This window comes from Bradyrhizobium sp. SZCCHNR2028 (assembly GCF_032380995.1).
Classification (GTDB): Bacteria; Pseudomonadota; Alphaproteobacteria; order Rhizobiales; family Xanthobacteraceae; genus Bradyrhizobium.
Map to the genome: position 1 here is coordinate 108,904 of NZ_JAUHJF010000016.1, position 24,255 is coordinate 133,158.

The 24,255-nt window shown below is 66.5% G+C and carries 25 protein-coding genes; 10 read left to right on the plus strand and 15 right to left on the minus strand.

Annotated elements, in window-relative coordinates; genetic code table 11:
- The first annotated feature begins 3 nt into the window (after positions 1–3).
- Genes QX121_RS23295 through QX121_RS23310 form a run of 4 tightly spaced genes read left to right on the plus strand, consistent with a single transcriptional unit; the run spans position 4 to position 4,457 of the window.
- On the plus strand, positions 4–876 hold the full coding sequence (locus tag QX121_RS23295) for an ABC transporter permease (protein WP_409999361.1): 873 nt from the start codon (positions 4–6) through the stop codon (positions 874–876).
- A complete protein-coding gene (locus tag QX121_RS23300; RefSeq protein WP_315813143.1) occupies positions 873–1,883 on the plus strand; it encodes an ABC transporter ATP-binding protein in 1,011 nt (336 codons plus the stop codon). Before QX121_RS23295 ends, QX121_RS23300 begins: the two co-directional genes overlap by 4 nt.
- Entirely contained in the window at positions 1,880–2,932 is a 1,053-nt protein-coding gene (locus QX121_RS23305; protein ID WP_315813144.1) for an oligopeptide/dipeptide ABC transporter ATP-binding protein, read from the plus strand. The genes QX121_RS23300 and QX121_RS23305 overlap by 4 nt, the downstream gene beginning before the upstream one ends.
- A gap of 34 nt (positions 2,933–2,966) precedes the next feature.
- The gene (locus QX121_RS23310) at positions 2,967–4,457 is read left to right on the plus strand and encodes an ABC transporter substrate-binding protein (RefSeq protein WP_315798202.1); all 1,491 of its coding nucleotides are present in this window, start codon (positions 2,967–2,969) and stop codon (positions 4,455–4,457) included.
- A 146-nt stretch (positions 4,458–4,603) separates the two neighbouring features.
- Here the strand turns inward: QX121_RS23310 and QX121_RS23315 are convergent, their stop codons facing one another.
- Positions 4,604–4,798: a hypothetical protein gene (locus QX121_RS23315; RefSeq protein ID WP_315755179.1), complete on the minus strand. Its 195-nt coding sequence runs from the start codon at positions 4,796–4,798 to the stop codon at positions 4,604–4,606.
- A 306-nt stretch (positions 4,799–5,104) separates the two neighbouring features.
- Here QX121_RS23315 and QX121_RS23320 point away from each other — a divergent pair, with 306 nt between their 5' ends.
- Entirely contained in the window at positions 5,105–5,992 is an 888-nt protein-coding gene (locus tag QX121_RS23320) for an NAD(P)/FAD-dependent oxidoreductase (protein ID WP_315785605.1), read from the plus strand.
- A 290-nt stretch (positions 5,993–6,282) separates the two neighbouring features.
- On the opposite strand, the gene QX121_RS23325 is transcribed toward QX121_RS23320, so the two are convergent.
- From QX121_RS23325 to QX121_RS23350, 6 genes are read right to left on the minus strand one after another with little or no spacing between them, the layout of a single operon-like run.
- Positions 6,283–7,125 carry an ABC transporter permease gene (locus QX121_RS23325; RefSeq protein ID WP_409999365.1) on the minus strand — a complete coding sequence of 281 codons (843 nt, stop codon included), beginning with the start codon at positions 7,123–7,125 and terminating at the stop codon, positions 6,283–6,285.
- 11 nt (positions 7,126–7,136) lie between these two features.
- Complete coding sequence (locus QX121_RS23330) at positions 7,137–8,066, minus strand: ABC transporter permease (RefSeq protein ID WP_315785493.1); 930 nt, start codon at positions 8,064–8,066, stop codon at positions 7,137–7,139.
- Positions 8,066–9,058: an ABC transporter ATP-binding protein gene (locus tag QX121_RS23335; RefSeq protein WP_315813146.1), complete on the minus strand. Its 993-nt coding sequence runs from the start codon at positions 9,056–9,058 to the stop codon at positions 8,066–8,068. The genes QX121_RS23330 and QX121_RS23335 overlap by 1 nt, the downstream gene beginning before the upstream one ends.
- On the minus strand, positions 9,055–10,029 hold the full coding sequence (locus QX121_RS23340) for an ABC transporter ATP-binding protein (protein ID WP_315813147.1): 975 nt from the start codon (positions 10,027–10,029) through the stop codon (positions 9,055–9,057). Before QX121_RS23340 ends, QX121_RS23335 begins: the two co-directional genes overlap by 4 nt.
- A gap of 4 nt (positions 10,030–10,033) precedes the next feature.
- Complete coding sequence (locus tag QX121_RS23345; RefSeq protein ID WP_315755186.1) at positions 10,034–11,671, minus strand: ABC transporter substrate-binding protein; 1,638 nt, start codon at positions 11,669–11,671, stop codon at positions 10,034–10,036.
- Between the two features lie 50 nt (positions 11,672–11,721).
- Positions 11,722–12,543, minus strand: coding sequence for a sugar phosphate isomerase/epimerase family protein (locus tag QX121_RS23350; protein WP_315813148.1), 822 nt, complete (start codon positions 12,541–12,543; stop codon positions 11,722–11,724).
- A gap of 229 nt (positions 12,544–12,772) precedes the next feature.
- Between QX121_RS23350 and QX121_RS23355 the strand changes: the two genes are divergently transcribed.
- Complete coding sequence (locus QX121_RS23355) at positions 12,773–13,903, plus strand: hypothetical protein (RefSeq protein WP_315778106.1); 1,131 nt, start codon at positions 12,773–12,775, stop codon at positions 13,901–13,903.
- 45 nt (positions 13,904–13,948) lie between these two features.
- Here QX121_RS23355 and QX121_RS23360 read toward each other — a convergent pair whose 3' ends face one another.
- Complete coding sequence (locus QX121_RS23360; protein ID WP_315733775.1) at positions 13,949–14,593, minus strand: PQQ-binding-like beta-propeller repeat protein; 645 nt, start codon at positions 14,591–14,593, stop codon at positions 13,949–13,951.
- Positions 14,594–14,625: 32 nt separating this feature from the next.
- Positions 14,626–15,846 carry a helix-turn-helix domain-containing protein gene (locus QX121_RS23365; protein WP_315785510.1) on the minus strand — a complete coding sequence of 407 codons (1,221 nt, stop codon included), beginning with the start codon at positions 15,844–15,846 and terminating at the stop codon, positions 14,626–14,628.
- Positions 15,847–15,932: 86 nt separating this feature from the next.
- Between QX121_RS23365 and QX121_RS23370 the strand changes: the two genes are divergently transcribed.
- Complete coding sequence (locus QX121_RS23370; protein WP_315813149.1) at positions 15,933–16,694, plus strand: DUF899 domain-containing protein; 762 nt, start codon at positions 15,933–15,935, stop codon at positions 16,692–16,694.
- 17 nt (positions 16,695–16,711) lie between these two features.
- Positions 16,712–17,014 (plus strand): hypothetical protein, encoded by a 303-nt coding sequence (locus QX121_RS23375; RefSeq protein ID WP_315813150.1) that lies wholly within the window; start codon positions 16,712–16,714, stop codon positions 17,012–17,014.
- Here QX121_RS23375 and QX121_RS23380 read toward each other — a convergent pair.
- Positions 16,953–17,810, minus strand: a complete 858-nt coding sequence (locus QX121_RS23380) for a LysR substrate-binding domain-containing protein (protein ID WP_315733767.1) — start codon at positions 17,808–17,810, stop codon at positions 16,953–16,955. The two genes, QX121_RS23375 and QX121_RS23380, sit on opposite strands and share 62 nt — an antisense overlap.
- A gap of 160 nt (positions 17,811–17,970) precedes the next feature.
- Between QX121_RS23380 and QX121_RS23385 the strand changes: the two genes are divergently transcribed.
- Positions 17,971–18,954 (plus strand): sodium-dependent bicarbonate transport family permease, encoded by a 984-nt coding sequence (locus QX121_RS23385; protein WP_315813151.1) that lies wholly within the window; start codon positions 17,971–17,973, stop codon positions 18,952–18,954.
- Positions 18,955–18,965: 11 nt separating this feature from the next.
- Positions 18,966–19,277, plus strand: a complete 312-nt coding sequence (locus tag QX121_RS23390) for a DUF190 domain-containing protein (RefSeq protein WP_315733763.1) — start codon at positions 18,966–18,968, stop codon at positions 19,275–19,277.
- Positions 19,278–19,293: 16 nt separating this feature from the next.
- Here QX121_RS23390 and QX121_RS23395 read toward each other — a convergent pair whose 3' ends face one another.
- The 5 genes from QX121_RS23395 to QX121_RS23415 all read right to left on the minus strand — a co-directional run bounded on the left by QX121_RS23395 (position 19,294) and on the right by QX121_RS23415 (position 24,216).
- Positions 19,294–20,079 carry an ABC transporter ATP-binding protein gene (locus QX121_RS23395; protein ID WP_315813152.1) on the minus strand — a complete coding sequence of 262 codons (786 nt, stop codon included), beginning with the start codon at positions 20,077–20,079 and terminating at the stop codon, positions 19,294–19,296.
- Positions 20,076–20,849: an ABC transporter permease gene (locus QX121_RS23400; RefSeq protein ID WP_315735642.1), complete on the minus strand. Its 774-nt coding sequence runs from the start codon at positions 20,847–20,849 to the stop codon at positions 20,076–20,078. Before QX121_RS23400 ends, QX121_RS23395 begins: the two co-directional genes overlap by 4 nt.
- Before the next feature lie 202 nt (positions 20,850–21,051).
- The gene (locus tag QX121_RS23405) at positions 21,052–21,996 is read right to left on the minus strand and encodes an ABC transporter substrate-binding protein (RefSeq protein WP_315733759.1); all 945 of its coding nucleotides are present in this window, start codon (positions 21,994–21,996) and stop codon (positions 21,052–21,054) included.
- Between the two features lie 127 nt (positions 21,997–22,123).
- On the minus strand, positions 22,124–22,861 hold the full coding sequence (gene hutC, locus QX121_RS23410; RefSeq protein WP_315785525.1) for a histidine utilization repressor: 738 nt from the start codon (positions 22,859–22,861) through the stop codon (positions 22,124–22,126).
- Complete coding sequence (locus QX121_RS23415; RefSeq protein WP_315733755.1) at positions 22,858–24,216, minus strand: formimidoylglutamate deiminase; 1,359 nt, start codon at positions 24,214–24,216, stop codon at positions 22,858–22,860. The genes hutC and QX121_RS23415 overlap by 4 nt, the downstream gene beginning before the upstream one ends.
- Between the last annotated feature and the right edge of the window lie 39 nt (positions 24,217–24,255).

Below are 24,255 nucleotides of genomic sequence, written 5' to 3' on the forward strand. Positions count from 1 at the left end.
TCCGTGATCGTTCAAGCCGCAGCCGGCACGGCCCCCGCGTCGAGCGCGTTCTGGCGCCGCGCGCTGCGCCATCGCAGCTTCATCGTCGGCGCGCTGCTGTGTCTGCTGGTGCTCGGCGCTGCGCTGCTGTCGCTGGTGTGGACGCCGTGGTCGGCCTATGAGATCGACGTCGCCTCGAAGCTGCGGCCGCCGTCATCAGCACATTGGCTCGGCACCGACGTGCTCGGCCGCGATATCGTCTCGCTGCTCTTGGTCGGTGCGCGAGCGACCATTCTGGTCGGCATCATCGCCGTCGGCATCGGTCTCACCTGCGGCGTCTGCCTCGGCCTGATCGCAGCCGCGCAGCGCGGCTGGACCGAGGAGCTGATCATGCGCTTCAGCGATTTCACCTTCGCCTTTCCGGCGGTGTTGTCGGCGATCATGCTGGCGGCTGTGATCGGCCCGGGCATGGTGACCTCGATCACCGCGATCGGCATTTTCCAGATCCCGGTGTTCGTGCGCGTCACCCGCGGCCAGGCCGGTGCTGTCTGGGCGCGCGAGTTCATCCTGGCGGCACGCGCTGCCGGCAAGGGCCGCTTCCGCATCACCATCGAGCACGTGCTGCCGAACATCCTGTCGATCCTGATCGTGCAGGCGACGATCCAGTTTGCGCTGGCGATCCTGGCGGAGGCGGCGCTGTCTTATCTCGGCTTGGGCACGCAGCCGCCGCAGCCGTCCTGGGGACGGATGCTGAACGATGCGCAGACCTTGCTGTTCCAGTCGCCGAGCCTCGCCGTGTATCCCGGCGCGGCCATCGCGCTCGCGGTGCTCGGCCTCAACCTGCTCGGCGACGGCCTGCGTGATCTGCTCGACCCACGGCTGGCGAGGCAGCGATGATGGCGAGCGATCAGCCTCTGCTCGATGTCAGCGGTCTCGGCATCCGGCTCAACACCAGCCGCGGCCCGGCGCAAGCGGTGCGCGAGGTGTCGTTCGCGCTCCGGCGCGGCGAGACCTTGGGCATCGTCGGCGAGTCCGGCTGCGGCAAGTCGATCACGGCGCTCGCTCTGCTCGGGCTTCTGCCCGACAGCGCTGTCGTCAGCGGCAGCATCAAGCTCGATGGCCGCGAGCTGGTCGGATTGCCCGATGCCGATTACTGCAAGCTGCGCGGCAACCGCATCAGCATGATCTTTCAGGAGCCGATGACCGCGCTCAACCCGATGCATACGATCGGCCACCAGGTGGCCGAGCCGCTGCTGCGACATACCGGCTGCTCGGCGACTGAAGCGAAACGCCAGGCGATCGCGCTGCTCGACCGCGTCGGTCTGCCGGACCCCACCCGACGCTACGACGCCTATCCGCACCAGTTTTCCGGCGGCCAGCGCCAGCGCGTCACCATCGCGATGGCGCTGGCCTGCAGGCCCGACGTGCTGATTGCCGACGAGCCGACCACCGCGCTCGACGTCACCATCCAGCGCCAGATCCTCGACCTCATCGCCGATCTCGTGGCGGAGCAGGGCATGGCGATGATCTTGATCTCGCATGATCTCGGCGTCATCGCCGAGAATGTGCAGCGCATGATCGTGATGTATGGCGGCACGGTGGTCGAGAGCGGCAGCACCGATGCGGTGTTCTCGCGCATGGGCCATCCCTACACGCAGGGCCTGTTCCGCGCGCGGCCGCGGCTCGGGGCCCGCAAGGGTACGCGGCTTGCGACCATCGCCGGTACCGTGCCGGAGCTCGCCGATCTGCCGGCCGGCTGTCCGTTCGCCGATCGCTGTGCGCTGGTCGTCGACGCCTGCCGCGCGGCGCTGCCGCCGGCGATCGAGATCGGCATCGGTCATGGCGTCCGTTGCATCCGGACCGATGTCGCGCTTGCGCGTGATCCGGTGGGAGTTGTCGCTTGAGCACGGCATCGCAAGGAGCTGGCGAGACGCCGCTGCTCGAGGTCAGGGATCTCGTGCAGCGCTATACGCTGCCGCGGGAGAGCCTGCTGCGCCCAGCCGGACAGGTGCTCGCGCTCAATGGCGTGTCCTTGGCGTTGATGCCGGGCAAGAGCCTCGGCATCGTCGGCGAGTCCGGCTCGGGCAAGTCGACCCTGGCGCGGCTGATCATGGCGCTGGAGCGGCCGTCGTCGGGATCGGTGCTGATGGCGGGGCGCGATCTCGACCGACTGCCGGCCGACGAGCTGCGCCGCGCCCGCCGCGATTTCCAGATGGTGTTCCAGGACCCTTATGGCTCGCTCGATCCGCGCCAGACCATCGCGCGCATCGTGGCCGAGCCGCTCACGGTTCTGGAAAGCCCGGATCGCGAGTCCTTGCGGACGCGTGTCGCGAGCGTGCTGCGGCAGGTCGGGTTGCGCGATGCCGACATGGACAAATATCCGCATGAGTTCTCCGGCGGCCAGCGCCAGCGCATCGCGATCGCTCGCGCGCTGATCACGCAGCCGAAGCTGATCGTCGCCGACGAGCCCGTCAGCGCGCTCGACGTCTCGGTGCAGGCGCAGGTGCTCAATCTGATGCAGGACCTGCAGGAGCAATTCGGCCTCAGCTATGTGCTGATCAGTCATGATCTGGCAGTCGTCGACTATCTCTGCGACGAGGTCGCGGTGATGTATCTCGGGCGCATCGTCGAGCGCGGACGGCCCGAGGATCTGTTCGGCCAGTGCGCGCACCCGTACACCCGAGCGCTGCTCGACGCCGTGCCGCGGGCGCAGGTCGGCGCGATCCGGCGCCGGCGCGAGAGCGTCGCGATCGCGTCGCAATCCCTCGGCGCGGCCGGATGCGCCTACGCGCCGCGCTGTCCACTCGCCGATGCCCAGTGCCGGGCGACGGCGCCCTCCCTGCGGGCGCTCACGGGGCTGCATTCCGCTGCCTGCCACAAGGCGGAAAGCGTGATGGCGCTGCCGGTGCACGTTACCGCAGAACACCAGCCTCTTGTCTCGAAGCCGCTTTGACGCGTAACTTGGTTCCGTCCGGGAGAAACGAACAATGTTGAAAAGACTATCCATCGTCGCATTGGCCGCGCTCGTCGCGGCCACCGCTGTGCCGGCCTCGGCACAAAGCAAGAAGGACAGCGTCGTCGTCGGCATGACCTTGGAGCCGCCGGGGCTCGATCCGACCAGCGCGGCCGCCGCGGCCATCGCCGAGGTCACGCTCTACAACGTCTATGAGACGCTGACCAAGATCAACGAGGACGGCTCGGTGTCGCCGCTGCTGGCCTCGAGCTGGCAGGCCTCGTCGGATCTGAAGAGCTACACTTTCAAGCTCGTCAAGGGCGTGAAATTCCAGAACGGCGAGGCATTCGATTCCGCCGCCGTGAAGTTCTCGTTCGAGCGCGCCGGCGCCGCGAACAGCACCAACAAGGACAAGGCGCTGTTCCAGGCGATGGAGGCGGTCAACGCGCCCGATGCCGAGACGATCGAGGTCAAGCTCAAATATTCCGAGCCCAACCTGCCGTTCCTGCTCGGACAGGCCACAGCCGCGATCGTCGAGCCGAAGAGCGCGCCGACCAACGCGACGCAGCCGGTCGGTACTGGGCCGTACACGCTGGGTAGCTGGGCCAAGGGCTCGTCCCTGAGCTTGAACAAATGGCCGGACTATCGCAACGCCGCAGCCGTGAAGCTGTCCAAGGTGACGATCCGCTTCATCTCCGATCCGGCGGCGCAGGTCGCGGCGCTGTTGTCGGGTGACGTCGATGCCTTCCCGCGCGGCACCACGGCGCGCACCATCGCGCAGTTCAAGTCCGACCCGCGCTTCACCGTGCTGATCGGCGGCTCAAAGGCGAAGACCATAGTCACCATCAACAACAAGAAGAAGCCGCTCGACGACGTCCGCGTCCGCCGCGCGATCCTTGCCGCGATCGATCGCAAGGCGATGATCGAAGGCGCCGTCGACGGCCTGGGTACGCCGATCGGAAGCTTCTACGTGCCGGGCTCGCTCGGCTATGTCGACACCACCGACATCAATCCCTACGACCCGGAGAAGGCCAAGAAGCTGCTGGCGGAAGCCGGCATCGCCACGCCGCTGCAACTGTCGCTGCGGCTGCCGCCGCCGGCCTATGCGCGCCAGGGCGGCGAGGTGCTCGCGGCTCAATTGGCCAAGGTCGGCATCGTCGCCAAGATCGAGAATCTCGAATGGGCGGCGTGGCTGTCACAGGTGTTCAACGGACCGCATGATTTCGACCTGACCATCGTCTCGCATGTCGAGCCGTTCGATCTCGTGAAGTTCACCGATAAGAACTACTATTTCGGCTATCAGTCCGAGGCCTTCGACAAGCTGTATCAGAAGATCGTCGACACGCCGAACGAGGCGGAGCGCACCAAGCTGCTCGGCGACGCTCAGCGCATGCTGGCAACGGATGCGGCCGCCGGCTTCCTGTTCCAGCCGCAGTGGATCACGGTGATCAACAAGAAGCTGAAGGGCGTCTGGAAGGACGTGCCTCAGTTCGAGAACGATTTCGCGAGCTGGTCGTGGGAATGATCGTGAGCCCGTTTTGCTTGGCTGCGAAATAATTCCTGCGCAATGCGGTGCCCTCTCCCCTTGTGGAAGAGGGCATCGCCGGTCCATCCATATGTGCGGTCGCGTGAGGGGTATCTCTCCACGAACGACACCATTAATTCTACAGATCAGTTCGGCCATTCGATCGGCGTGAACCGCATCTGCCGCCGTCGCATTTCAGCCTGAAGCTCCTGGGCGTATTGCTTGGCCCGGTCTCCAATGAGCCGATAGGGTCCCCCGATCCGACTATCAGCGGCAACTTGCTTTCGGACACTCTCATAATAGGCCAACAGACTTTCGTCGGTTGAATTCTCAAATCGCATCGATGCTCCCCGAAACGCAACCTTAGGTGTCAAATTTTGCCACTATCGCCGCGGCATGGCAGTGACATAGGTTAAGTTCCGTTGCCCAAAAAAAGTTCCTTGTGTGTTCCGGATTATGGCCGAGCGAATTTTGCTCCGGAGCCCGGGGGGGGGGGAACTTGGGACCGCGGGCTGCGTAGAATTTGGGGTGTCGGCGTCGACCGAGCGCTCAGGAACCTGCCGGTTTCGGCAGCGGTCGCGCGCATGGGACGAACAACGGTTTCGCGGCAGACGCGGCCGAGCTGTCAAGAAGGGCGAGGGGCTGCGATGCGCACCGAAGTTCTCGTCGTCGGCGGCGGGCCGGCCGGCCTGATGGCCGCGATCTATCTGGCGCGGTTCCGACGGGACGTCGTGATCATCGACAGCGGCGCATCTCGGGCAGCCCTGATTCCCCGCAGTCATAATCTACCTGGCTTTCCTGACGGCATTTCGGGACATGAGCTGCTCGCGCGGATGGAGCATCAGGTGGAGGACCTCCGCGTCCCGATCATCCGCGGCACGGTGACATCGCTCGACAGGACCGGCGCGGACGTCGTCGCGACATATGCTGACGGTGCAATCGCCGCTCAGCGGGTGATTCTGGCGACGGGGATCGTCGACAGGCAGTTTCCTCTTCCCGACTGGATCGAGGCGGTTCGCCAGGGTGAGCTGCGCTACTGCCCTGTCTGCGATGGCTACGAGGCAGCCGACCGCAAGATCGCGATCGTCGGCGCACTCGGTCATGCTGCAGGCAAGGCGCTGTTCATGCGTGTCTACAGCGCCGACATCACGTTGATCCCGAGCGATGACGCGCAGAACGACGCAGCGCGGGAGGAGCTGGCCGCGGCCGGGGTTCGCGTGATGCCGCCTCTCCGGTCGCTTCAGCGCCGGAGCGGTGCCATCGAGGCGGTGTTCGCAGATGGCGCCAGCGAACGCTTCGAGGTCATCTATCCCGCGCTGGGGGCTGAGGTCCGCTCGGAGCTCGCCATCCGGATGGGCGCGCGACACACGGCCGAGGATTTTCTGGAGGTGGATGCCAAGCAGCGCTGCGGCGTCGACGGGCTTTATGGTATCGGCGACGTCGTCACCGACCTACACCAGATCTCGGTCGCGTTCGGCCATGCCGCGGTGGCCGCCTGCCACGCACATCATTCGCTGCCGATGCGCTATGTGTAACCTTCCGACAGGACAATCATGCGAAGTCGATCACAACCTCAGATCGCGCTATCCTGTGTTAACGCGTTTGGTGTTGATCTGTCGGACCTTGGCGCATGGACAGGAAATCGGCATGTTTGGCGGCGGCGTCAAGCTGCCATGAGGAAGCCGCACGCGATCCGGCACGCCGCGACCTTTGGCTGCAGGAAGCATCGAAATGGACGGCGCTGGCGGGCGAGCCGGCTGGCAACGCGGTCATCGTCTGCGAACAGGGCGCCTCTGCGACCAAGGAAGCCCGCGGCTGAGTGCAGCTATTGCAGCGTCGGGTCGAGCCGGTCACGCAGCCAGTCGCCGATCACGGACACCGCAAGCGTGGTCACGACGATGATGATCGCCGGCGCCAGCATGATCCACGGCGCGCGCGTGAGATATTCGCGGCCATAGCCGACCATGTTGCCGAGGCTCGTCATCGGCGGCTGCACGCCGAGCCCGAGGAACGAGAGGCCGGACTCCAGCAGGATGACTTCCGGAAACACCAGCGTCATCGACACGATCAGGGTCGAGGCGATGTTCGGCAGGATGTGCTTGAGATACACGCGCTGCGGCGTCGCGCCGAGCTGGCGCACGGCGGCGGCGTAGCCTTGCGCATTGGCGGAGATCGCGAGCCCGCGCGCGATCCGCGCATAGCGCTCCCAGCCGAACAGGCCCATCAGCCCGATCAGCAGCGGCAGCGAGTTGCCGAAGAAGGCGAGCACGGCAAGCGCGAGGATCAGGAATGGCATGCTGGCCTGGAAGTCGGCGAGCATCAGCACGGCCTGCTCGACGAGGCCGTGGAAATGCGCGGCGAGAAAGCCCAGCGTGGTGCCGGCGATGGCGGAGATCGCGGTGGCGCCGAATGCGATCAGGAGCGAGATCCGGATCGAGACGATCAGACGCGACAGCACGTCACGGCCGAGTTCGTCGGTGCCGAGCCAATGCGCGGCGTTGCCGGGCAGCGTCAGGCGATTGCGCAGGTCGAACTTGGTGAAGCCATAAGGTGCGAACTGGTCGGCGAAGACGGCCAGCAGCAGCATTGCCGCGATCCAGCACGCGGCGATCGTGACGGAGACGGGAACGTCGGGCCAGCTCAGCCGCCGCGCGGCAGGTGCCTTCATCGCAACGTCGGTCATGCCTCCGCTCCCTTGCTGCGCAGCCGCGGATCGAGCAGGCCGTAGAGGAAATCGACGATCAGGTTCGACGTGACCATCGTCATCGCCACCAGCAGCAGGATGCATTGCACGACCGCGAGGTCGCGGTTGGCGACGGCGACGACGAGCAGCCGGCCGACGCCCGGCCACGAGAACACGCTTTCCACCACGACCGCGCCGGCGATCAGGCTGCCGACCATGAAGCCGAGGATGGTGACGGTCGGGATCGCGGCGTTCGGCAGCGCATGGTCGGTGATGACCCGGCGCCAGGGCACGCCCTTGGCTGATGCGGTCCGTATATAGGGCTGGCCGAGGATCTCGAGCATCGCGCTACGCGTGAACCGCGCCAGCACCGCAGCGCCGCCGAAGCCGAGCGTCACGATCGGCAGGATGGCATGACGCCAGGAGTCCTGCCCGCCCGACGGCAGCCAGCCGAGCTGGACGGCGAAGATCAGCACCAGAATCAGCGCCAGCACGAAGCTCGGCACCGTGAAGCCGGCCACCGCCGTGATCATCACGGCGCGGTCGATGGCCGAACCGCGGTGAAGCGCTGCATAGATGCCGGCGGGAATGCCGAGCAACACCTTCACTAGGAACGCCGGGATGGTCAGCGCCAGGGTCGCCGGGATGCGCTCGATGACGAGCTGGATCGCCGGCCGGCCGTCGCGCATCGAGCGTCCGAGCTCGCCCTGGCCGATTGCCTTGAAGTAGTCGAGATATTGCATCCAGATCGGATGATCGAGGCCCCACGCCTTGCGAAACGCGGCGATGACCTCGGGCGGCGCTTCCGGCCCCATGATCATCAGCGCGGGATCGCCCGACAGCCTGAGCACGATGAAGGCGAAGGTGACGACGAGTGCGATCGTCAGCAGCGCGCGCGACAGGCGGATCGCGAAATAGCGCAGCATCACGCGGCATCCTGGGTCTGTGACTGTGGCCCCGTCACGAGATGGCAAGCCACCTGGCGCTGTTGATCCAGCGCGGTGAGCGCGGGCACCTCATTGGCGCAGCGGGCGGTCGCGCGGCTGCAGCGCGGATGGAAGGCGCAGCCGGAAGGACGCGCCGCCGGATTCGGCGGATCGCCGGTCAGGACGATGCGGTTGGTGCTGCGGCGTCCCGGAGCAGGGGAGGCCGAGACCAGCGCCTGCGTATAGGGATGCTGGGGCCGCGCGAACAGATCGTCGGCATCGCCATATTCGACGATGCGGCCGAGATACATCACCGCGACCTTGGTGCTGATCTGCCTGACGACGCGCAGGTCGTGGCTGATGAACAGCATGGTCAGCCCGAGCCGCGCCTGCAGATCGACGAGCAGGTTGACCACCTGCGCCTGGATCGAGACGTCGAGCGCGCTGACCGGCTCGTCGCAGACGAGAAAGTCCGGCCTGGTTGCCAGTGCGCGAGCGAGCACGATGCGCTGACGCTGGCCGCCGGACAGTGCGCCGGGATAGCGCCGGCCATGGCTGTCGTTGAGATCGACGGCGTGCAGCAGCTCGCGCACGCGCGCCTCGCGCTCTGGCTTGGTCCCGATGTCATGGATGTCGAGCGGCTCGCGGATCTGCTCGGCGACGGCAAGCCTGCGATCGAGCGCGCCGAGCGGATCCTGGAAGATCATCTGCATGCGCGCGCGCTGCGCGCGCCAGGCCGCCGAGCCTAGTGCTGCGATCGGCGCGCCGCCGAAGCGCACGCTGCCCTGGTCGGGCGGCTCGAGTCCGAGCACCATGCGCCCGGTGGTGGATTTGCCGGAGCCGGATTCGCCGACGATGCCGAGCGTCTCGCCCTTCGCAATCGCAAAGCTCAAGCAGTCAACGGCGTGGACCGATGCAGGACGCCCGAACAGGCTGGACCTCATCCGGTAGGTGCGCGAGATCCCGTGGACCTCGACCAGCGGCGCGGTCATTCGGCGGCGAGCTCCACCGGCAGACGCTGCGGCCGCAGGCAGGCCACCGCGCGGTCCGGCTCGATCGGCGCCAGCGGCGGCACGCCGGCATGGCAGCCGTCGCCGGCAAACGTACAGCGCGGTGCGAAGGCGCAGCCGCTCGGCAGCGCGCGCGGATCGGGCACCGTGCCGGGAATGGCCTGCAGCCGCCGCCTGATGCCATCGAGCGGCGGCAGCGCGCCGATCAGGCCCTGCGCGTAGGGGTGCCAGGGATCATCGAACAGCCTCGTCGCCGGGGCGCGCTCGACGATGCGGCCCGCATACATCACGCAGACGCGGTCGCAATTCTCGGCGACGACGCCGAGGTCGTGGCTGATCAGGACCATCGCCATGTTGAACTCGCGCCGGATGGCCGACAACAGATCGAGGATCTGCGCCTGGATCGTGGCGTCGAGCGCGGTGGTCGGCTCGTCCGCGATCAGGAGGTCGGGCTGGCCGGCGAGCGCCATCGCGATCATGATGCGCTGGACCTGGCCGCCGGAGAACTCGTGCGGATAAGCCGACAGCCGCCGCGCCGCATCGGGAATGCCGACGAGATTGAGCAGCCTGAGCGCCTCGGCCCGCGCGGCCTCGCCGTGCAGCCCGCGATGCAGCGCGAGGCTTTCGCACAACTGGCGGCGGATCGTGAGCACCGGATTGAGCGCGCTGGCGGGATCCTGGAAGATCATCGCGATGCGGCGGCCGCGCACCTGGTCGAGCACCTTGCCATCAGCACCCAGCAGCTCGCGGCCTTCGAGCTTGGCTGATCCGGACACTTTCGCCTTGACCGGCAACAGGCCGAGCGCCGCGAGCCACGTCACCGACTTGCCGGATCCGGACTCGCCGACGAGGCCGACGGCCTCGCCCTTGCGGATGTCGAGATCGATGCCATGCAGCACGGGCGTGCCGTCGAAGGCGACCCTGAGGCCGGAGATGCTGACCAGCGGCGCCACGGCATCACGCTCCGTAGTTGCCGGTGCGGAAGTCCATCGCGAAGGCCGGCGAGGCCTTCCACTTGATCGACTTCGGCTTGGCGGTGAAGGTCGCGTTCTGGTGCAGCACCGTGTAGGCCGGGTCCTCGCGCTCGGCGATCTCCAGCATCCGGCGGAACGCCTTCTTGCGGGCCTCGCGATCGGTCGAGGTTTCCAGGAACTCCGACAGCCGGTTGAGCTCGTCGTTGCTCCATTCGCCGACCTGCTGCTGCTGGCCGTTCGGACCGTGCTGGGCGACGAGCGACGACACCGGATCGTTGAACGCGGCCGAGTTCGACCAGTCGCGCACGGCGCGGGTGGGCGCGCGCTCCAGGATCTGCGACCAGTTCTCCTTGGTCTCGATCTGCACGTTCAGGCCGACCGCCTGCCACATCTCGACCAGCACCTGCGCGGTCGCGACCTGGTTGGTGTAGTAGTTGTTCAGCAGGCGATAGGGGATCGGGTCGCCCTTGTAGCCGGCCTGCTTCAGCAGGTCCTGCGCCAGCTTGGGATCGAATGCTGGCACGCTCCAATCGGCGACGAACATGTCGCCGTAGAACTCCCACTGCAGGCCCTTCGGCACGCGGGTGCGGCCGGCCCACAGGCTGTCGACGATGGCCTGGCGGTCGATCGCGTGGGTGAAGGCGCGCCGCACCAGCGGATTGGCGAGCTGCGGATGATTCTTGTCGAACACGGTGAGGCGGTGGTTAAGGATGGTGCCGCCCTGGACCTCGAACGCCGCGTTCTTCTCGATGCCGGCGATCTGGTCCGGCGGGATGTCGCAGGCGAACTGATATTCGCCGGAGAGAAGCCCATTGATGCGGCTCGCGACCTCCGGCACTTCGAGGAAGCGGATGCGCTTCAGCGGCGGGCGGCCGCCCCAATATTCGTCGTGGGCCTCGAGCGTCAGCGACACGTCGGGCTTGAACTCGACGATCTTGTAGGGACCCGTCGTGATCGGCTTGCGCGCCCAGTCGAGGTAGCTCGCCGCCTCCTCCCAGCCGCGCCGGCTCATGATATCGGAGCCGTAGCGCATCAGGCGGCCTTCGATGGTCACGTCAGGCGTCGCGTTGACGAAGCGCACGGTGTATTTGTCGACCGCATCGACGCGGACCAGATCCGGCCACATCCGGCGGGCGACGCCGATCACGTCCGGCGGCAGCTCCTTGCCCGGGCGCGGCGCCGGGATCTTCTCGAACGCCTTGATCGTGGTGCGGCTCTTGGCCTCGCTGTCGCCGAACATGCGCTCGCGGCTGAACGAGAACACGACGTCCTCGGACGTCATCTCGTCGCCATTGTGGAACTTGACGCCCTGGCGCAGCTTGAGCTCGACGGTCTGGTCGTCGATGCGCTTCCACTCGGTGGCGAGGCCGGGAACGGCTTCGAGGTTGCCGCGGAAGTTCTTCGAGATCAGGCTTTCCCACAGCGACGAGTAGAACACGCGCTCGCCGACATTGGACTGCTCGCGCAGCACGTCGAGCACGTTCGAGTTGGTCACCTTCTGCACGGCGATGGTGACCGAGGGACGGTTGTCGGCTTGCGCGATCGAGACGCGCGGCAGGATGAAGCTGCCGCCGATCGCGGCGCCGGCGCCGAGCAGGCCGCGGCGGGTGAGCTTGGTCATGGCAATATCTCTGTGGTCTGAGGTTGTCCGAGAAATGAGGATGCGTTGGCTTATTGAGCGAGCTCGAGCGAGGCGAGATACGCTGCGCCGGCCTTGACGTGATCATGATTGCGCAGTTCGAGGATCAGGCGCGGATTGGAATTCAGCTTCGCCAATGCGCGGAACACGGCGACCCAGCGGATATTGCCTTCGCCCGGCGCCCAGTGGCGGTCGGCGTAGCCGTCGGTGTCCTGCAGATGGACATGGGTCAGCATGTCGCCGGCAGAATCGACGTAGTAGTCGACGGGCGGCGCGCCGGTCGAATGGTGCGCGTAGTTGGCATGGCCGGTGTCGAGCGAGACCCGCACCTTGCTGCTGCCCAGCGCCTTCGCCAGTCCAACGCGATCCTGCGGGTTCTTGTCCTCGATGTTCTCGATCACGATCTCGCAGTTGGCCTGCTCGGCAGAGGCAATGACGTCGGTCAAGGTCGCCCGCACGCGCTCGATCAGCGCCTCGCGATTGTCCGGCAGCATGTCGATGTTGTTGGCATCCCAGGTCGTGTACGGCGAGTGGATCACCATCTGGTTGGCGCCGAGAAATTCGGCGACCTCGAGCCCCTGCAGCAGGCGTTTGGTCACGGCGCGGCGGATCATCGGGTCGTGACTGTCGATCTTGAAGCCCCAGAACGGGCCGTGGATGCCGAGCCGACCGGTGTGCCCGTCCAGCATCGACTTGATCTCCTTGGCGGTGCTGCGCCAGTCGCTGTCGAGAAGGTCCGCGCGGAAGAAGTCCTGGATCTCGAGATCGCGTTGACGTTCGAGCAGCCAGTCGCGATGAGCCGGAATGGACTTGACGGAGAGGGCGGCGCCGAGCACCGGCAGCGTGGTGGTCATGTCGAGGAAACCCTTTCGAGGAAGCCCTTGGCCTGCGTGAGACCCGGCAAGCGCTAGCGGAGTTCGATGACGCTCCCATGAAGGGCTGTGGAGGACGTCCGCGACATGTTGTGCCTTCGTGGGCACGAGGCCGGTCGGCCTCGCAATCCCTGGGGTAGTCGCACGTTCTTCGCTGCTACTTGACGTAGCCGCGGGAATTGCAACAATGCGGCGAAAACGGGGAATTGGGATGACGGTGCGGCGTACGATCGTTGGAACGATGCTTTCGCTCCTGGCGCTGGCGACAGCTGCGTTGAATGAGCCTGCGCATGCGAAGGGGCCTTACGGCTCCATCTCCGTCGCGGGCTGGTCGGGCGGCGCCTACACCGACGACAACACCGGAAAATTCTCGAGCTGCATCGCTTCCGCCAGCTACAAGAGCGGCATCAATTTCGGTGTTCTGGCGCTGCCGACCTTCAACTGGGCTCTCGCCTTCATCCATCCCGGCTGGTCGCTCTCGCAGGGGCAGAAGTTTCCCATCGTGCTCAGCTTCGACGGGCGCAATTCCTACAATGTCGAGGGCTCGGTATGGTCGGCCAACATGGTCGTCGTGCCGATGCCGAACGACTCCAGCCTGATCAAGGCGTTCAGGGCGGCACGGACGATGTCGGCCTTCGCGCAGGGCAATCTGTTCCAGTTCGATCTGAACGGCACGTCCGTGCTGCTGCCGTCGCTGGCGAATTGCGTGCGCATGATCAATGCCGGCGGAATGGCGGCCGCGACGAATTTCACCGTGCAGCACGGCGCTCCCTCGGCGCAGCGTCAGGGAGCGCCGCCCGCCGCCACCGCGACGACGAGCACGCAGCCGGCGCGGGCGTCGGAGGACTCTCCCGAGTTGCAATTGGAAGCGATGCAGATCGCCTCCAACTTCATTCTCAAAGCCGCGCTGTCGCATCCGGCCATTCTTGGCGGGGGCGAACGGCCAGTGTGGTTGACATCGGGCGGGGTCGCCTGGAAGGCCGACAACGCCACCGGGTTCGTTCGGATCGTGCCGCCGCAGCGGAATGTCGACGGCCTCGAAGTCGCCGCCACGATCATCGGCAACGACGCGCGCGACTGCAAGGGCAAGTTCATCTCGGCGCGCAACAGCGAACTGGTCGACAGCGCCGTCGTGTTCCGCGGCATGTCCTCCTGCGAGGACAGCGAGAAGTCGGACATCGCCGAATACTTCATCTTCCCGCGCAAGGCCGGCGGCTTCGTCCTGTTCTCGGTGGTCACGCCGACCAAGCCGGTCGGTGGCGGCGGTGGCCAGCAGCTGCAGACCCGCGAGGAAGCCAACGCCAACTTCCGCAAGGCGGCCTATACGTCGATCGGGAAATAGGGCTGCCTTCCCTTCGCTACGCCGTCCGCGGGTCGATTTGCCGGCTCACCCTCGCGACCGCTTCGGCCGCCTGACGGCGCGGACCTTGCCGCTGCCGCCGCCGCCGCAATACAGCGTCTCGCCGCCGTCGGATTCCATGCCGGAGACGCCGGTGCCAGCAGGCATGTCGAGCTGGTCGAGCACCTCGCCGGTCGCGGGATCGATGCGCCTGATGTCGCTGACGTCGTCTTCCCAGGTGCCATGCCAAAGCTCGCCATCGACCCAGGTGACGCCGGTGACGAAACGCGTGCACGGGATGCTGCGCAGGATTTGCCCGGTCGCGGGATCGATCTGGTGGATCTTGCGATCGCGATAGGCGCCGACCCAGAGCGATCCCTCGGCCCAGGCGAGCCCCGAGTCCCCGCCTCCCGACGGCGCCGGGATCGTCGCGAGCACGCGGCCATTATCGGGATCGACCTTGTGAATGCGATCTTCGGCAATCTGATAGAGGTGCCGGCCATCGAACGCCGTGCCGGCATGCGAGGGGATATCCAATGACTTCCGTACCGCGCCGTCGGCCGGATCGAACGCCTTGATGCTGTTGCCGGTCGCGATCCACACCTGCCGACCGTCATAGCTGACGCCGTTGACGCGCTCGGCGTCGTCGAACGGGCCGTACTCGCGAATGATCTCTGCGGTTGCTCGTGTCATGTCTGCCATCCCCTTTTTCCGATGGACCCACGCTAGTCGAGCGACGACCACGCCGGGAGTAACAACGCGGTCGCGAATTCCGGCACGACGGGGCAGGTCCAGCGTTGCGCGCGGCCCCGACCGAACGACTGGACCCTGCCGGACGACGCCAGTCCATCGAGGGCACGCTGCACGGTTCGCTGGCTCGCGCCTAGCGCCAGCGCAAGGCCGGAGCTTGACCATGCCTCACCGTCGGCGAGGCAAGCAAGCACGGTGGCATTGTCGTCCTCGATCGGCTGTGCGAGGACGACGACGTCGTGATCGCGACACGGCACCAGGGCAAAGCCGTCGCGCGTGGCATTGATATCGGCCAGGCCATGGAGGAGCTGGCGCAACCGTCCGATCTCGACGCGCAGGCGGGCGCGGTGCGACTCGTCGGCTTCCTTGCCGCGGAATGCATGCGCGATCAGTGCGGCCCGCGGCACATCATCGGGGACCCCCTCGGCCAGCCGCCGGGCGAGTGCAAACAGCACCGGGCGCCGCGCCAGCGACACGATCTGGCTCGCCCGGCGTACCGCCAATCGGCAGGCATCGATGATCAGCACATCCGACCGGAATAGCGATTCGACGTCGTCGAGCTGCAGCAGGCGTTCCTCGCCGCGCAGGATCATCCGCGCGGCCGGCGCCGACAGCGCCGACGAGGCCCGCTCGATCTCCGCCTGGAGCTCCGGAATGCGGGCCTGCCGCGCCGACCGCGTCGCGCGCTCGAGCGCCGATCGCGCGGTCTTCGTCTGTAGACGGCGCAAGGCCAGTCCGGCGACGATGAGCTCGTAGATCGTGCGCGCGGCCGGCAGAAGCGGCGAGGGATCGAGCTCGGCGAGGCTGCGCTCGGCGTCATCGAGGTGCCCGATCAGAATCATGCGCCTGATCTCTAGGCTGCGCGCATAGGCGGCATTGGCGCGGTCGCCCTGCTGCTCCAGGGTCTCACGCGCCGCTGCGAGCGACTTGGTCGGCCAGCCGAGATCGCGCGCTGCGAGTGCGATCTCGGCCTCTGCGACGGTGCAGCGGGCGCGGGCCAGAACTGCCTTGGGGCCAAAGCTTCGCGCGGCCTGCCGCAGCAGCGCCTTCGCGCGCCCGAAATCGCCAAGCCGCGCCATCGCGATGCCGCGCAGCGCCAGCGCCGGGGGATCATCGCGCAACGCAACCCGGTTCAATGCGCCGAGCGGATCGCCCGCAGCGAGTGCCTGCGCCGCCGCTGAGATCAGCGAGTCCATGCAAATCCCGCCATACTTGTCACTCCCGGCCCCTCCCGTACCGATCCTAGTCTGAGCTGCGGTCAACACGCAAAAGGATGACGATCATGACCATGCATATCACCGGGACGCGCGAAGATTGGTTGAAGGCCCGGCTCGACCTGCTGCAAGCCGAGAAGGAACTCACCCGCCGCAGCGACGAGTTGGCGGAGCGCCGCCAGGCCCTGCCATGGGTGCGCGTCGACAAGGCCTATCGCTTCGACACCGAGGACGGACCCGCCGCGCTGCCCGACCTGTTCAGGGGGCGCTCGCAGCTGCTCGTCTATCACTTCATGTTCGGACCCGACTTCCAGGCCGGCTGTCCGTCCTGCTCGATGATTGCCGACGGCTTCAACGGCTTCCAGGTCCATCTCGCCAATCACGACGTGTTGCTGTGGGCGGTGTCTCGCGCGCCGTTGGCGAAGCTGAAGGCCTACAAGGCGCGGATGGGCTGGACCTTCCCCTGGGCGTCGTCGGCGAGCAGCGACTTCAACTTCGACTTCAACGTCGCGATCACCGAGGAGCAGCAGCGCCAGGGCGGCACCGACTACAACTACCGCACCAGTCCTCCGCTCGGGGCTGGCGACGTGCCGGCGATGGTGGCGGAGATCGCCGCCGGCACCGGCACGGATGGCGCGACCTTCATGCGCGATCGGCCGGGCATGAGCGCCTTCATCCTTGAGGATGGTGCCGTCTATCACACCTATTCGGCCTATGCGCGCGGCCTCGATGGGCTGTGGGGCGCCTATCAATGGCTCGATCGCGCGCCGAAGGGCCGCAACGAGCAGGGCGTTTGGTGGCGCCGCCGCGACGAATACGGCAAGCGCTGACACGCAGGAGCAAAGCCATGGCGTTCTTCCACTCCAGGATGCGCGCGATGCCCGACATCGCCAATGGTCTCCGCTTCGCCGCGGCGCCGACCTTCGCGCTGATGGCCGTGCTGAACGCCATGGCGCGTGACGGCCGGTCGGACGTGATCTGCTCCGCCATGCCCGCGGGCGCGCCGCTCGGCGACATGACGGTGATGTATCTGCTGATGAGCGCATTCCACCTCGTGCCATGGTTGAAGCGCGTCGGCCGCTACGTTGCTATTCGAGCGAGCGAACGATGTGCTGCTTCAGCCGTTGCGCCGGCAGCGACAGACCCTTGACCTCGAGCAGCGCGATCTCGGTGTCCTTGAGATCCGGCAGGTCATGGCCGTCGAGCACGTGCAGGCCTGCCGGCACCATGTCCTTCGGCAGCACCGCGAGCCCGAGCCCTGCCTTGACCGCGGCATGCGCGCCGGACAAGGCGGCGCAGGTGTAGGAGATGCGCCATGGCTTCCTCGCTCTGTCGAGCGCCGTGGTGGCGCGCTTGCGGTAGACGCAGGGCGGCGGCGACACCACCAGCGGCACCTTCGCGCCGTGATGCAGGAAGTCGCGGCTGCCGGACACCCAAACCAGCGGCTCGCGCCAGACGCGCAGGCCCTTGGCGCGCACCGACGGCTCCTGCTTGACCAGCACCAGATCGAAATCGCCGGCGCGGAAGCGGTCGACCAGGTTGAGCGTCAGGTCGCAGGTGACTTCGAGCGCGACGGACGGATAGGCCTGCGCGAATCGCGCGAGCACCTCGGGCAGATGGCGGGTCGCGAAATCCTCCGGCGTCCCCAGCCGCACCACGCCGGTCATCATCGGCTCGCCGAACCGCGCCACCGCCTCGTCGTTCAGGTCGAGCAGCTTCTGCGCGTAGTCCAGGAACAGCTTGCCCTCGGTGGTCAGCGCCACCGCGCGCGGCGAGCGCTCCAGCAGCTTGGCGTTGACCGCGCTTTCGAGCCGCCCGATCTGCAGCGAGATCGTCGATTGCTGGCGTCCGAGCCGCTCGGCGGCCTGGGTGAAGCTGCCGAGCCGCGCGATGGTCGCGAAGGTGCGCACGAGGTCGATGTCGAGATTGGTCAGCGTCTTCGGCATGGGGCGGTCATGATTGAGAATTACAATGGTAAAGCTTTCAATTATCAATTTTACAAATTATCGCCCTTTGCTGCAAGTGCGGCCGGCGCCCATTGGGGGGCGCCCTTGGAGGGCGGAGGCCGGCACCAGAGGCCGTCCGCCCGATGCGGAGTAGGGCTTCATGGGGCTGACCGAGCTTGCGTTTCAGAATCTGCTGTCGCCGATGGTGTTGTTCTTCGTGGTCGGCCTCGCCGCCGCGCTGGCGAAGTCCGATCTCACCGTACCTGAGGCGGTGGCGAAGCTGCTGTCGCTCTATCTCCTGATGTCGATCGGCTTCCGCGGCGGCGTCGAGGTCGCGCATCACGGCATGAGCTGGGATCTGGTCGCCGCGATCTGCGCCGGTGTCCTGCTGTCCTATTTCACGCCGATCCTGGCCTATCTGCTGCTGACGCGAATGAGCCGGCTGTCGCCGGTCGACGCCGCGGCCGTGGCCGGACACTACGGCTCGATCTCGGCGGTGACATTTGCCGCCGTCACCGGCGCGCTCAATCTCGTGTCGTTGCCGTTCGCGGGCTACATGGTCGCGGTCGCGGCCGCGATGGAGACGCCCGCGATCGTCTCGGCGCTGCAGCTCGCGCGTCCGCATCGCAAGACTGAAACGGGGGACGGGCATTCGATGTGGCGCGAGGTGATGCTGAACGGCTCGGTGGTCACTCTGCTCGGTGCCTTCGTGGTGGGTATGATCACCGGCACCAAGGGGCTCGCGACGGTGAAGCCGTTCCTGGTCGATCTCTTCCCAGGCGTCCTCTGCGTGTTCCTGCTCGACATGGGCTTGATCGCAGGCCGCGGCCTGCAGCACGGACGCAAATATCTCAGCGTGCCGCTGTGCAGCTTCGCCGTGCTGATGCCGCTGATCGGCGCAGCGCTGGGCGCTCTGCTCGCAAGTGCCATCGGGCTATCGGCCGGCTCTGCCGCCGTGCTGATGACGCTCGCGGCGTCGGCGTCCTACATCGCCGTGCCCGCCGCGCTGCGGCTGGCGCTGCCGGAGGCCAATGCAGCGATCCCGCTGACGCTCTCGCTCGGGATCACCTTTCCGTTCAACCTGCTGGTCGGCATTCCGCTCTATATCGGCGCTGCGACGATGCTCGCCGGCGCCGTGAAATGAGGGAGGAGACGATGAAGACATTCGCCAAGAAGCGCATCGATCTGATCATCGAGATGCCGCTGCTGCGCCGGGTCACCGAGCGCTTCGACCAGGCCGGCGTGACCGGCTATTCCGTGCTGCCGGTGATCGCCGGGCGCGGCCAGTCCGGCCCCTGGTCGGCCGGCGGGCAGGTCTCGGAGGTCGGCCAGATGGCGGCGATCATGTGCATCGTCGATGGCGGCCGCGTCGATGCCGTGCTCGATGCCGTCTTTGCCGTGGTCCAGCATCAGATCGGCCTCGTCACCGTGTCCGATGTCGAGGTGGTCAGGCCCGAGCGGTTCTGATCGGGCGCGGCGGGGATTACGCCTCCGCCGCTACCTTCAGCGCCTCGGCGCGGATCTCCTCGACCAGCCGCTCCTTGAGCGCCACGAACTCCGGCGAGGTCTTGACCTTGTAGGAGCGCGGATGCGGCAGCTCGATCTTGATGTCGGCCTTGATGCGGCCGGGCCGCGCGCTCATCACCAGCACCCGGCTGCCGAGGAAGATCGCCTCCTCGATGTCGTGGGTGACGAACAGCACCGTCTTCTGGTCGCGCTCCCAGATGCCGAGCAGCATCTCCTGCATCAGCACGCGCGTCTGGTTGTCGAGCGCGCCGAACGGCTCGTCGAGCAACAGGATCTTCGGATCGTTGGCGAGCGCGCGCGCGATCGCGCAGCGCTGCTGCATGCCGCCGGAGAGCTGCTTGGGCCAGTGGTTCTCGAAGCCCTTGAGGCCGATCTGTCGGATGAAGCGATCGGCGATGGCATTGCGCTCGGCCTCCGCCACGCCGCGCTCGCGCAGGCCGAAGGCGATGTTCTCGCGCACGGTGAGCCAAGGAAACAGCGTGTAGGACTGGAACACCATGCCGCGATCGGCGCCGGGACCGGTCACCTCGCGGCCGTCGAGCAGCACCTTGCCGATGGTCGGTTGATCGAGGCCCGCGACGATGCGCAGCAAGGTCGACTTGCCGCAACCGGAGGGCCCGAGGATGGTGACGAAGTCGTTGGTGCCAATCGTGAGCTCGACCGGCTCCAACGCGCGTGTCGGCGCATGGCCCTGGCGGGCCGGAAAGGTGCGCGTGACGTTGTTGATGACGAGCGTGGTCATGCGAGCTTCCACGGGAACAGCCAGGCGTTGAACGTCTTGAACAGGAAGTCCGAGATCAGCCCGATCAGGCCGATGACGATGATGCCGAAGATGATCTGCCCGGTGTTGAGCAGCGCCTGGCTGTCGGTGATCATGTGGCCGATGCCGGAAGACGAGCCGATCAGCTCGGCGACGATGACGTAGGTCCAGGCCCAGCCGAGCACGAGCCGCAGGATCTCGGCGATATCAGGCGCAGCGGACGGCAGCAGCACCCGGCCGATGATGCCGCGGTCGCTGGCGCCCAGCGTATACGCAGCCTCGACGAGATCGCGTCTGGTATTGCCGACAGTCACGGTGATCATCAGGATGATCTGGAACACCGAGCCGATGAAGATGATCAGAAGCTTCTGGAGCTCGCCGATGCCGGCCCACAGGATCAACAGCGGAATGAAAGCGGAGGCGGGCAGATAGCGCGCGAAGGACACGAACGGCTCGAGGAACGCCTCGACCGGCTTGTAGGCGCCCATCAGTAGGCCGAGCGGGACGGCGATGGCAGCCGCGAGCACGAACCCGCCGACGACACGCCAGACGGTCATGCCGATGTCATAGAGGAAGCCGAACTTGGTCAGCAGATCCCAGCCCTCGCGCACCATCGTCAGCGGATCGGCAAGGAAGGTCTTCGACACGTAGCCGCCGAACGTCGCCAGGGACCACGCCGCGACGAAGACGACGAAGAAGGCGAGGCCGAGCGCTGTTCTTGACCTGGCGCTGACGGGATCGAGAGGTCGGATCACGGAGAAAGGCTTTCGTGGTGGAGGCGGTACGCCCGGTGTCGCGGGCTGCTGGTGGTCGGTTCGAATAAATTCACGAGGGCATGATCTCTCCACATCGTCATTGCGAGGAGCGAAGCGACGAAGCAATCCAGAGTCGCACCCCGCCCTGGATTGCTTCGCTACGCTCGCAATGACGGATCACTCAGAGCTTAGCTCCGAGCTACTTGATGAAGCTCGCGTCGTAGAGGTCGTCGATTTTCGGGATCTGCTTGACGATGCCGACCTCGAGCAGGAGCTCAGCGGCCTCCTTGTTGAAGGTCTTGAACTCGGTCTCGAAGAACTTCTGGCTCGCGGCCTTGTCCTGCCAGCGCAGATATTTGGCGGAGTTGCCGAACTGCTCAGCCGTCTGCTTCACGTCCGCGCCCATGATCTCATAGGCCTTGGCTTGGTCCTTGGCGATCATGTCCAGCGCCTCGAAATAGCTGTCGGCAAGCGCCTTGGCGGCCTTCGGGTTCTCGGACAGGAACTTCGGTGTGCAGCCGAACGTGTCCATCACCATCGGATAATCGAGGGTGGTGGCGATGATCTTGCCCTTGTCGGGAGCGGCGCGCACCGTCGACAGATACGGCTCGTAGGTCATCGCCGCGTCGTTCTGACCGGCGACGAAGGCCTGCGCTGCGGCGGCCGGCTCCAGGTTCACGATGGTGACGTCCTTCACCGTGAGGCCGTTCTTCTTGAGCATCCAGGCCAACCCGAAATAGGGCGAGGTGCCGGGTGCAGACGCGGCGACGGTCTTGCCCTTCAGGTCCTTGATGGAAGCGATGTCGTTGCGCACGGCCATGCCGTCGGCGCCGTAGCTCTTGTCGAGCTGGAAGATCTGCTTGGTGGCGACGCCGTTGGCGTTCCAGGAGATCCAGGTCTCGACCGTAGTTGCCGCGCACTGCACGTCGCCGGCGGCGATCGCGAGGTGGCGATCCTTCTGCGGGATCTTCTTGATGGTGACGTCGAGGCCGTTCTTCTTGAAGATGCCGGCTTCCTTCGCCAGCGTCAGCGGCGCGAAGCCGGTCCAGCCGGAAATGCCGATGCCGACCTTGACGTCATCGGCGTAGGCGGTCGTCGAAGTCAGGAGCGCGGCCGTTACTGCAAGTAGCCCGAATCTGCGCATCGTCATCGTCCTTTGCGGTGGGAGGAAACTGGTCGCGCGGCTCGCGCGCCGTCAAGGCTGCGCGGTCCGCCTGCGTCTGCAAGCGTGCTTGCAAATCTCGTGCTCAGGCCGGGCGCGCTTGATCGTTTCATTCGCTGCCCCTGAACCGCGCCACAAGCCGATGCTGCTCGCCGGGATAGACCAGCCGCACCGCTGTGAGCGGCTGGTTCTGGCGCCAGGTGTGCCGCTCGATCACGAGGCAGGGTGCGCCGATCGCGATGTCGAGCCCATCGGCGATCGCCTCGTCGGCGACGATGGCGCTGATCGCATGCTCCGCTTCGGTCCATGGCACGTGATGTAGCAGCCAGGAGCCGGGCGGATCGACCTTGAAATTGGCCTTGGCCGCGTCGGGGACGGCATCGAGGTCGATCAGGCGATCCTCGATCGCGAATGGCAAATTGTCGGCGCTGTGCCGGCAGCGGATCGCGATCACCTTGCATGGCGTCTTGACGCCGAGGCGCTCGCGATCGGCCGCGTTGGCGGTGCGGCGCGTCGATGAGATCAGCTCGTAGCCATAGGCGCGGCCGAGCGCGCCGATCTCGGCGCGGATGTCGGGGATCTTCAGCACGGCCGACAGGAATTGCGGTCGCCGCACGAAAGTGCCGGCGCGCCGCCGCCGCTCGATCAGGTCGGCCTGGGCAAGCTCCGACAGCGCCTTGTTCACGGTCATGCGCGAGCAACCATAGTGCTCCATGATCTCGTGCTCGAACGGGATGCGATGGCCCGGCGGCCATTCGCCGGTGAGGATGCGGCGCTCGATGTCCTGCCGGATCGTCTTGTAGAGCGTGCCGGTTGCCTGCTTGGCGCTGTCATCGGCGAGGCTCATGCGAGCAGCCTCCGCACGGCTCTGTTGAAGCCGCGCCGGGCCGTGTCGCGCGAACGATGGTGGCCGCCCTGGACGACCTTGGCGCCGCCGGCCCAGACGCAGTCGATCGCGTCGTTCGACGTCGCGAAGATCCAGCCGTCGAGCAGCGCATCTTGCGTCCGCCCCGCGAGCGAAGGATGCGTCAGATCGAACGTGACGATGTCGGCACGGCCGCCCACCTGCAGCCCGGCGAGAGATTGCGCCAGCGCCTGCGCGCCGCCGGCGAGCGCGGCATCGAGAAGCGTGCGGCCCGTCGACGCATCCGGACTTGACGTCAGCACGTTGCGCTCGCGATGCGTCAGCCGCTGGCCGTATTCGAGCTGGCGCAACTCATCGCTAACGCCGACCAGCACGTTCGAGTCGGTGCCTACGCCGATGCGTCCACGCGCGCGCAAGAAGTCGCGCGCCGGGAAGATGCCGTCGCCGAGGCTGGCTTCGGTGATGGGGCAAAGGCCGGCCGTCGCGCCGCTGCTCGCGAGTGCCGCCGTTTCATCCGGCGTCATGTGCGTCGCGTGGATCAGGCACCAGCGAGCATCGACGGCATGATGATCGAGCAGCCATTGCACGGGACGCTGGGCCGACCAGGCCAGGCAGTCCTCGACCTCCTTGACCTGCTCGGCGGCGTGAATGTGGATCGGGCCGCCGTCCGCAAGCGGCAACAGCGTGCTCAGCTCATCCGGCGCGACGGCGCGCAGGCTGTGCGGCGCGATGCCGAGATTGGCGCCGGCAAGAGTGCTGATAGCCCTGCGCGACGCCGCGAGCAGCCTCTCGAAGCGATCGACATCGCAGATGAAGCGCCGCTGTCCCTCATGCGGCGCGGCGCCGCCGAACCCGCCATGCGCATAGAAGCTCGGCAGCAGCGTCAGGCCGATGCCGGATGATTGAGCTGCACCGGCGATGCGCACCGCCATCTCGGCGATGTCGGCGTAAGGCGTGCCATCGCGATCATGATGTAGATAATGGAATTCGCCGACCCGCGTAAAACCGCGCTCCAGCATCTCGACATAGAGCAGCGTCGCGACCGCCTCGACATCGTCAGGGCTCATCGCCAGCGCGAAGCGATACATCGTCTCGCGCCAGGTCCAGAACGTGTCGGTGGAAGGACCGCTGATCTCGGCAACCCCTGCCATGCCGCGCTGGAACGCGTGACTGTGCAGGCTGGCGATGCCGGGGATCGCGACCTCATGTTGCTCGTCGGCGGAGGTCGGAGGCACGCCCGCGGTGACCGACGCGATTGTGCCGTTGCTGATGACGACCTGCACGTCCTCGGCCCAACCCTTGGGCAGAAGCGCGGATGCGAAGTGCAGTGACGCCATGATCGATAAGCCCGCTGGACAGGACGGCGGAAGCGAGTT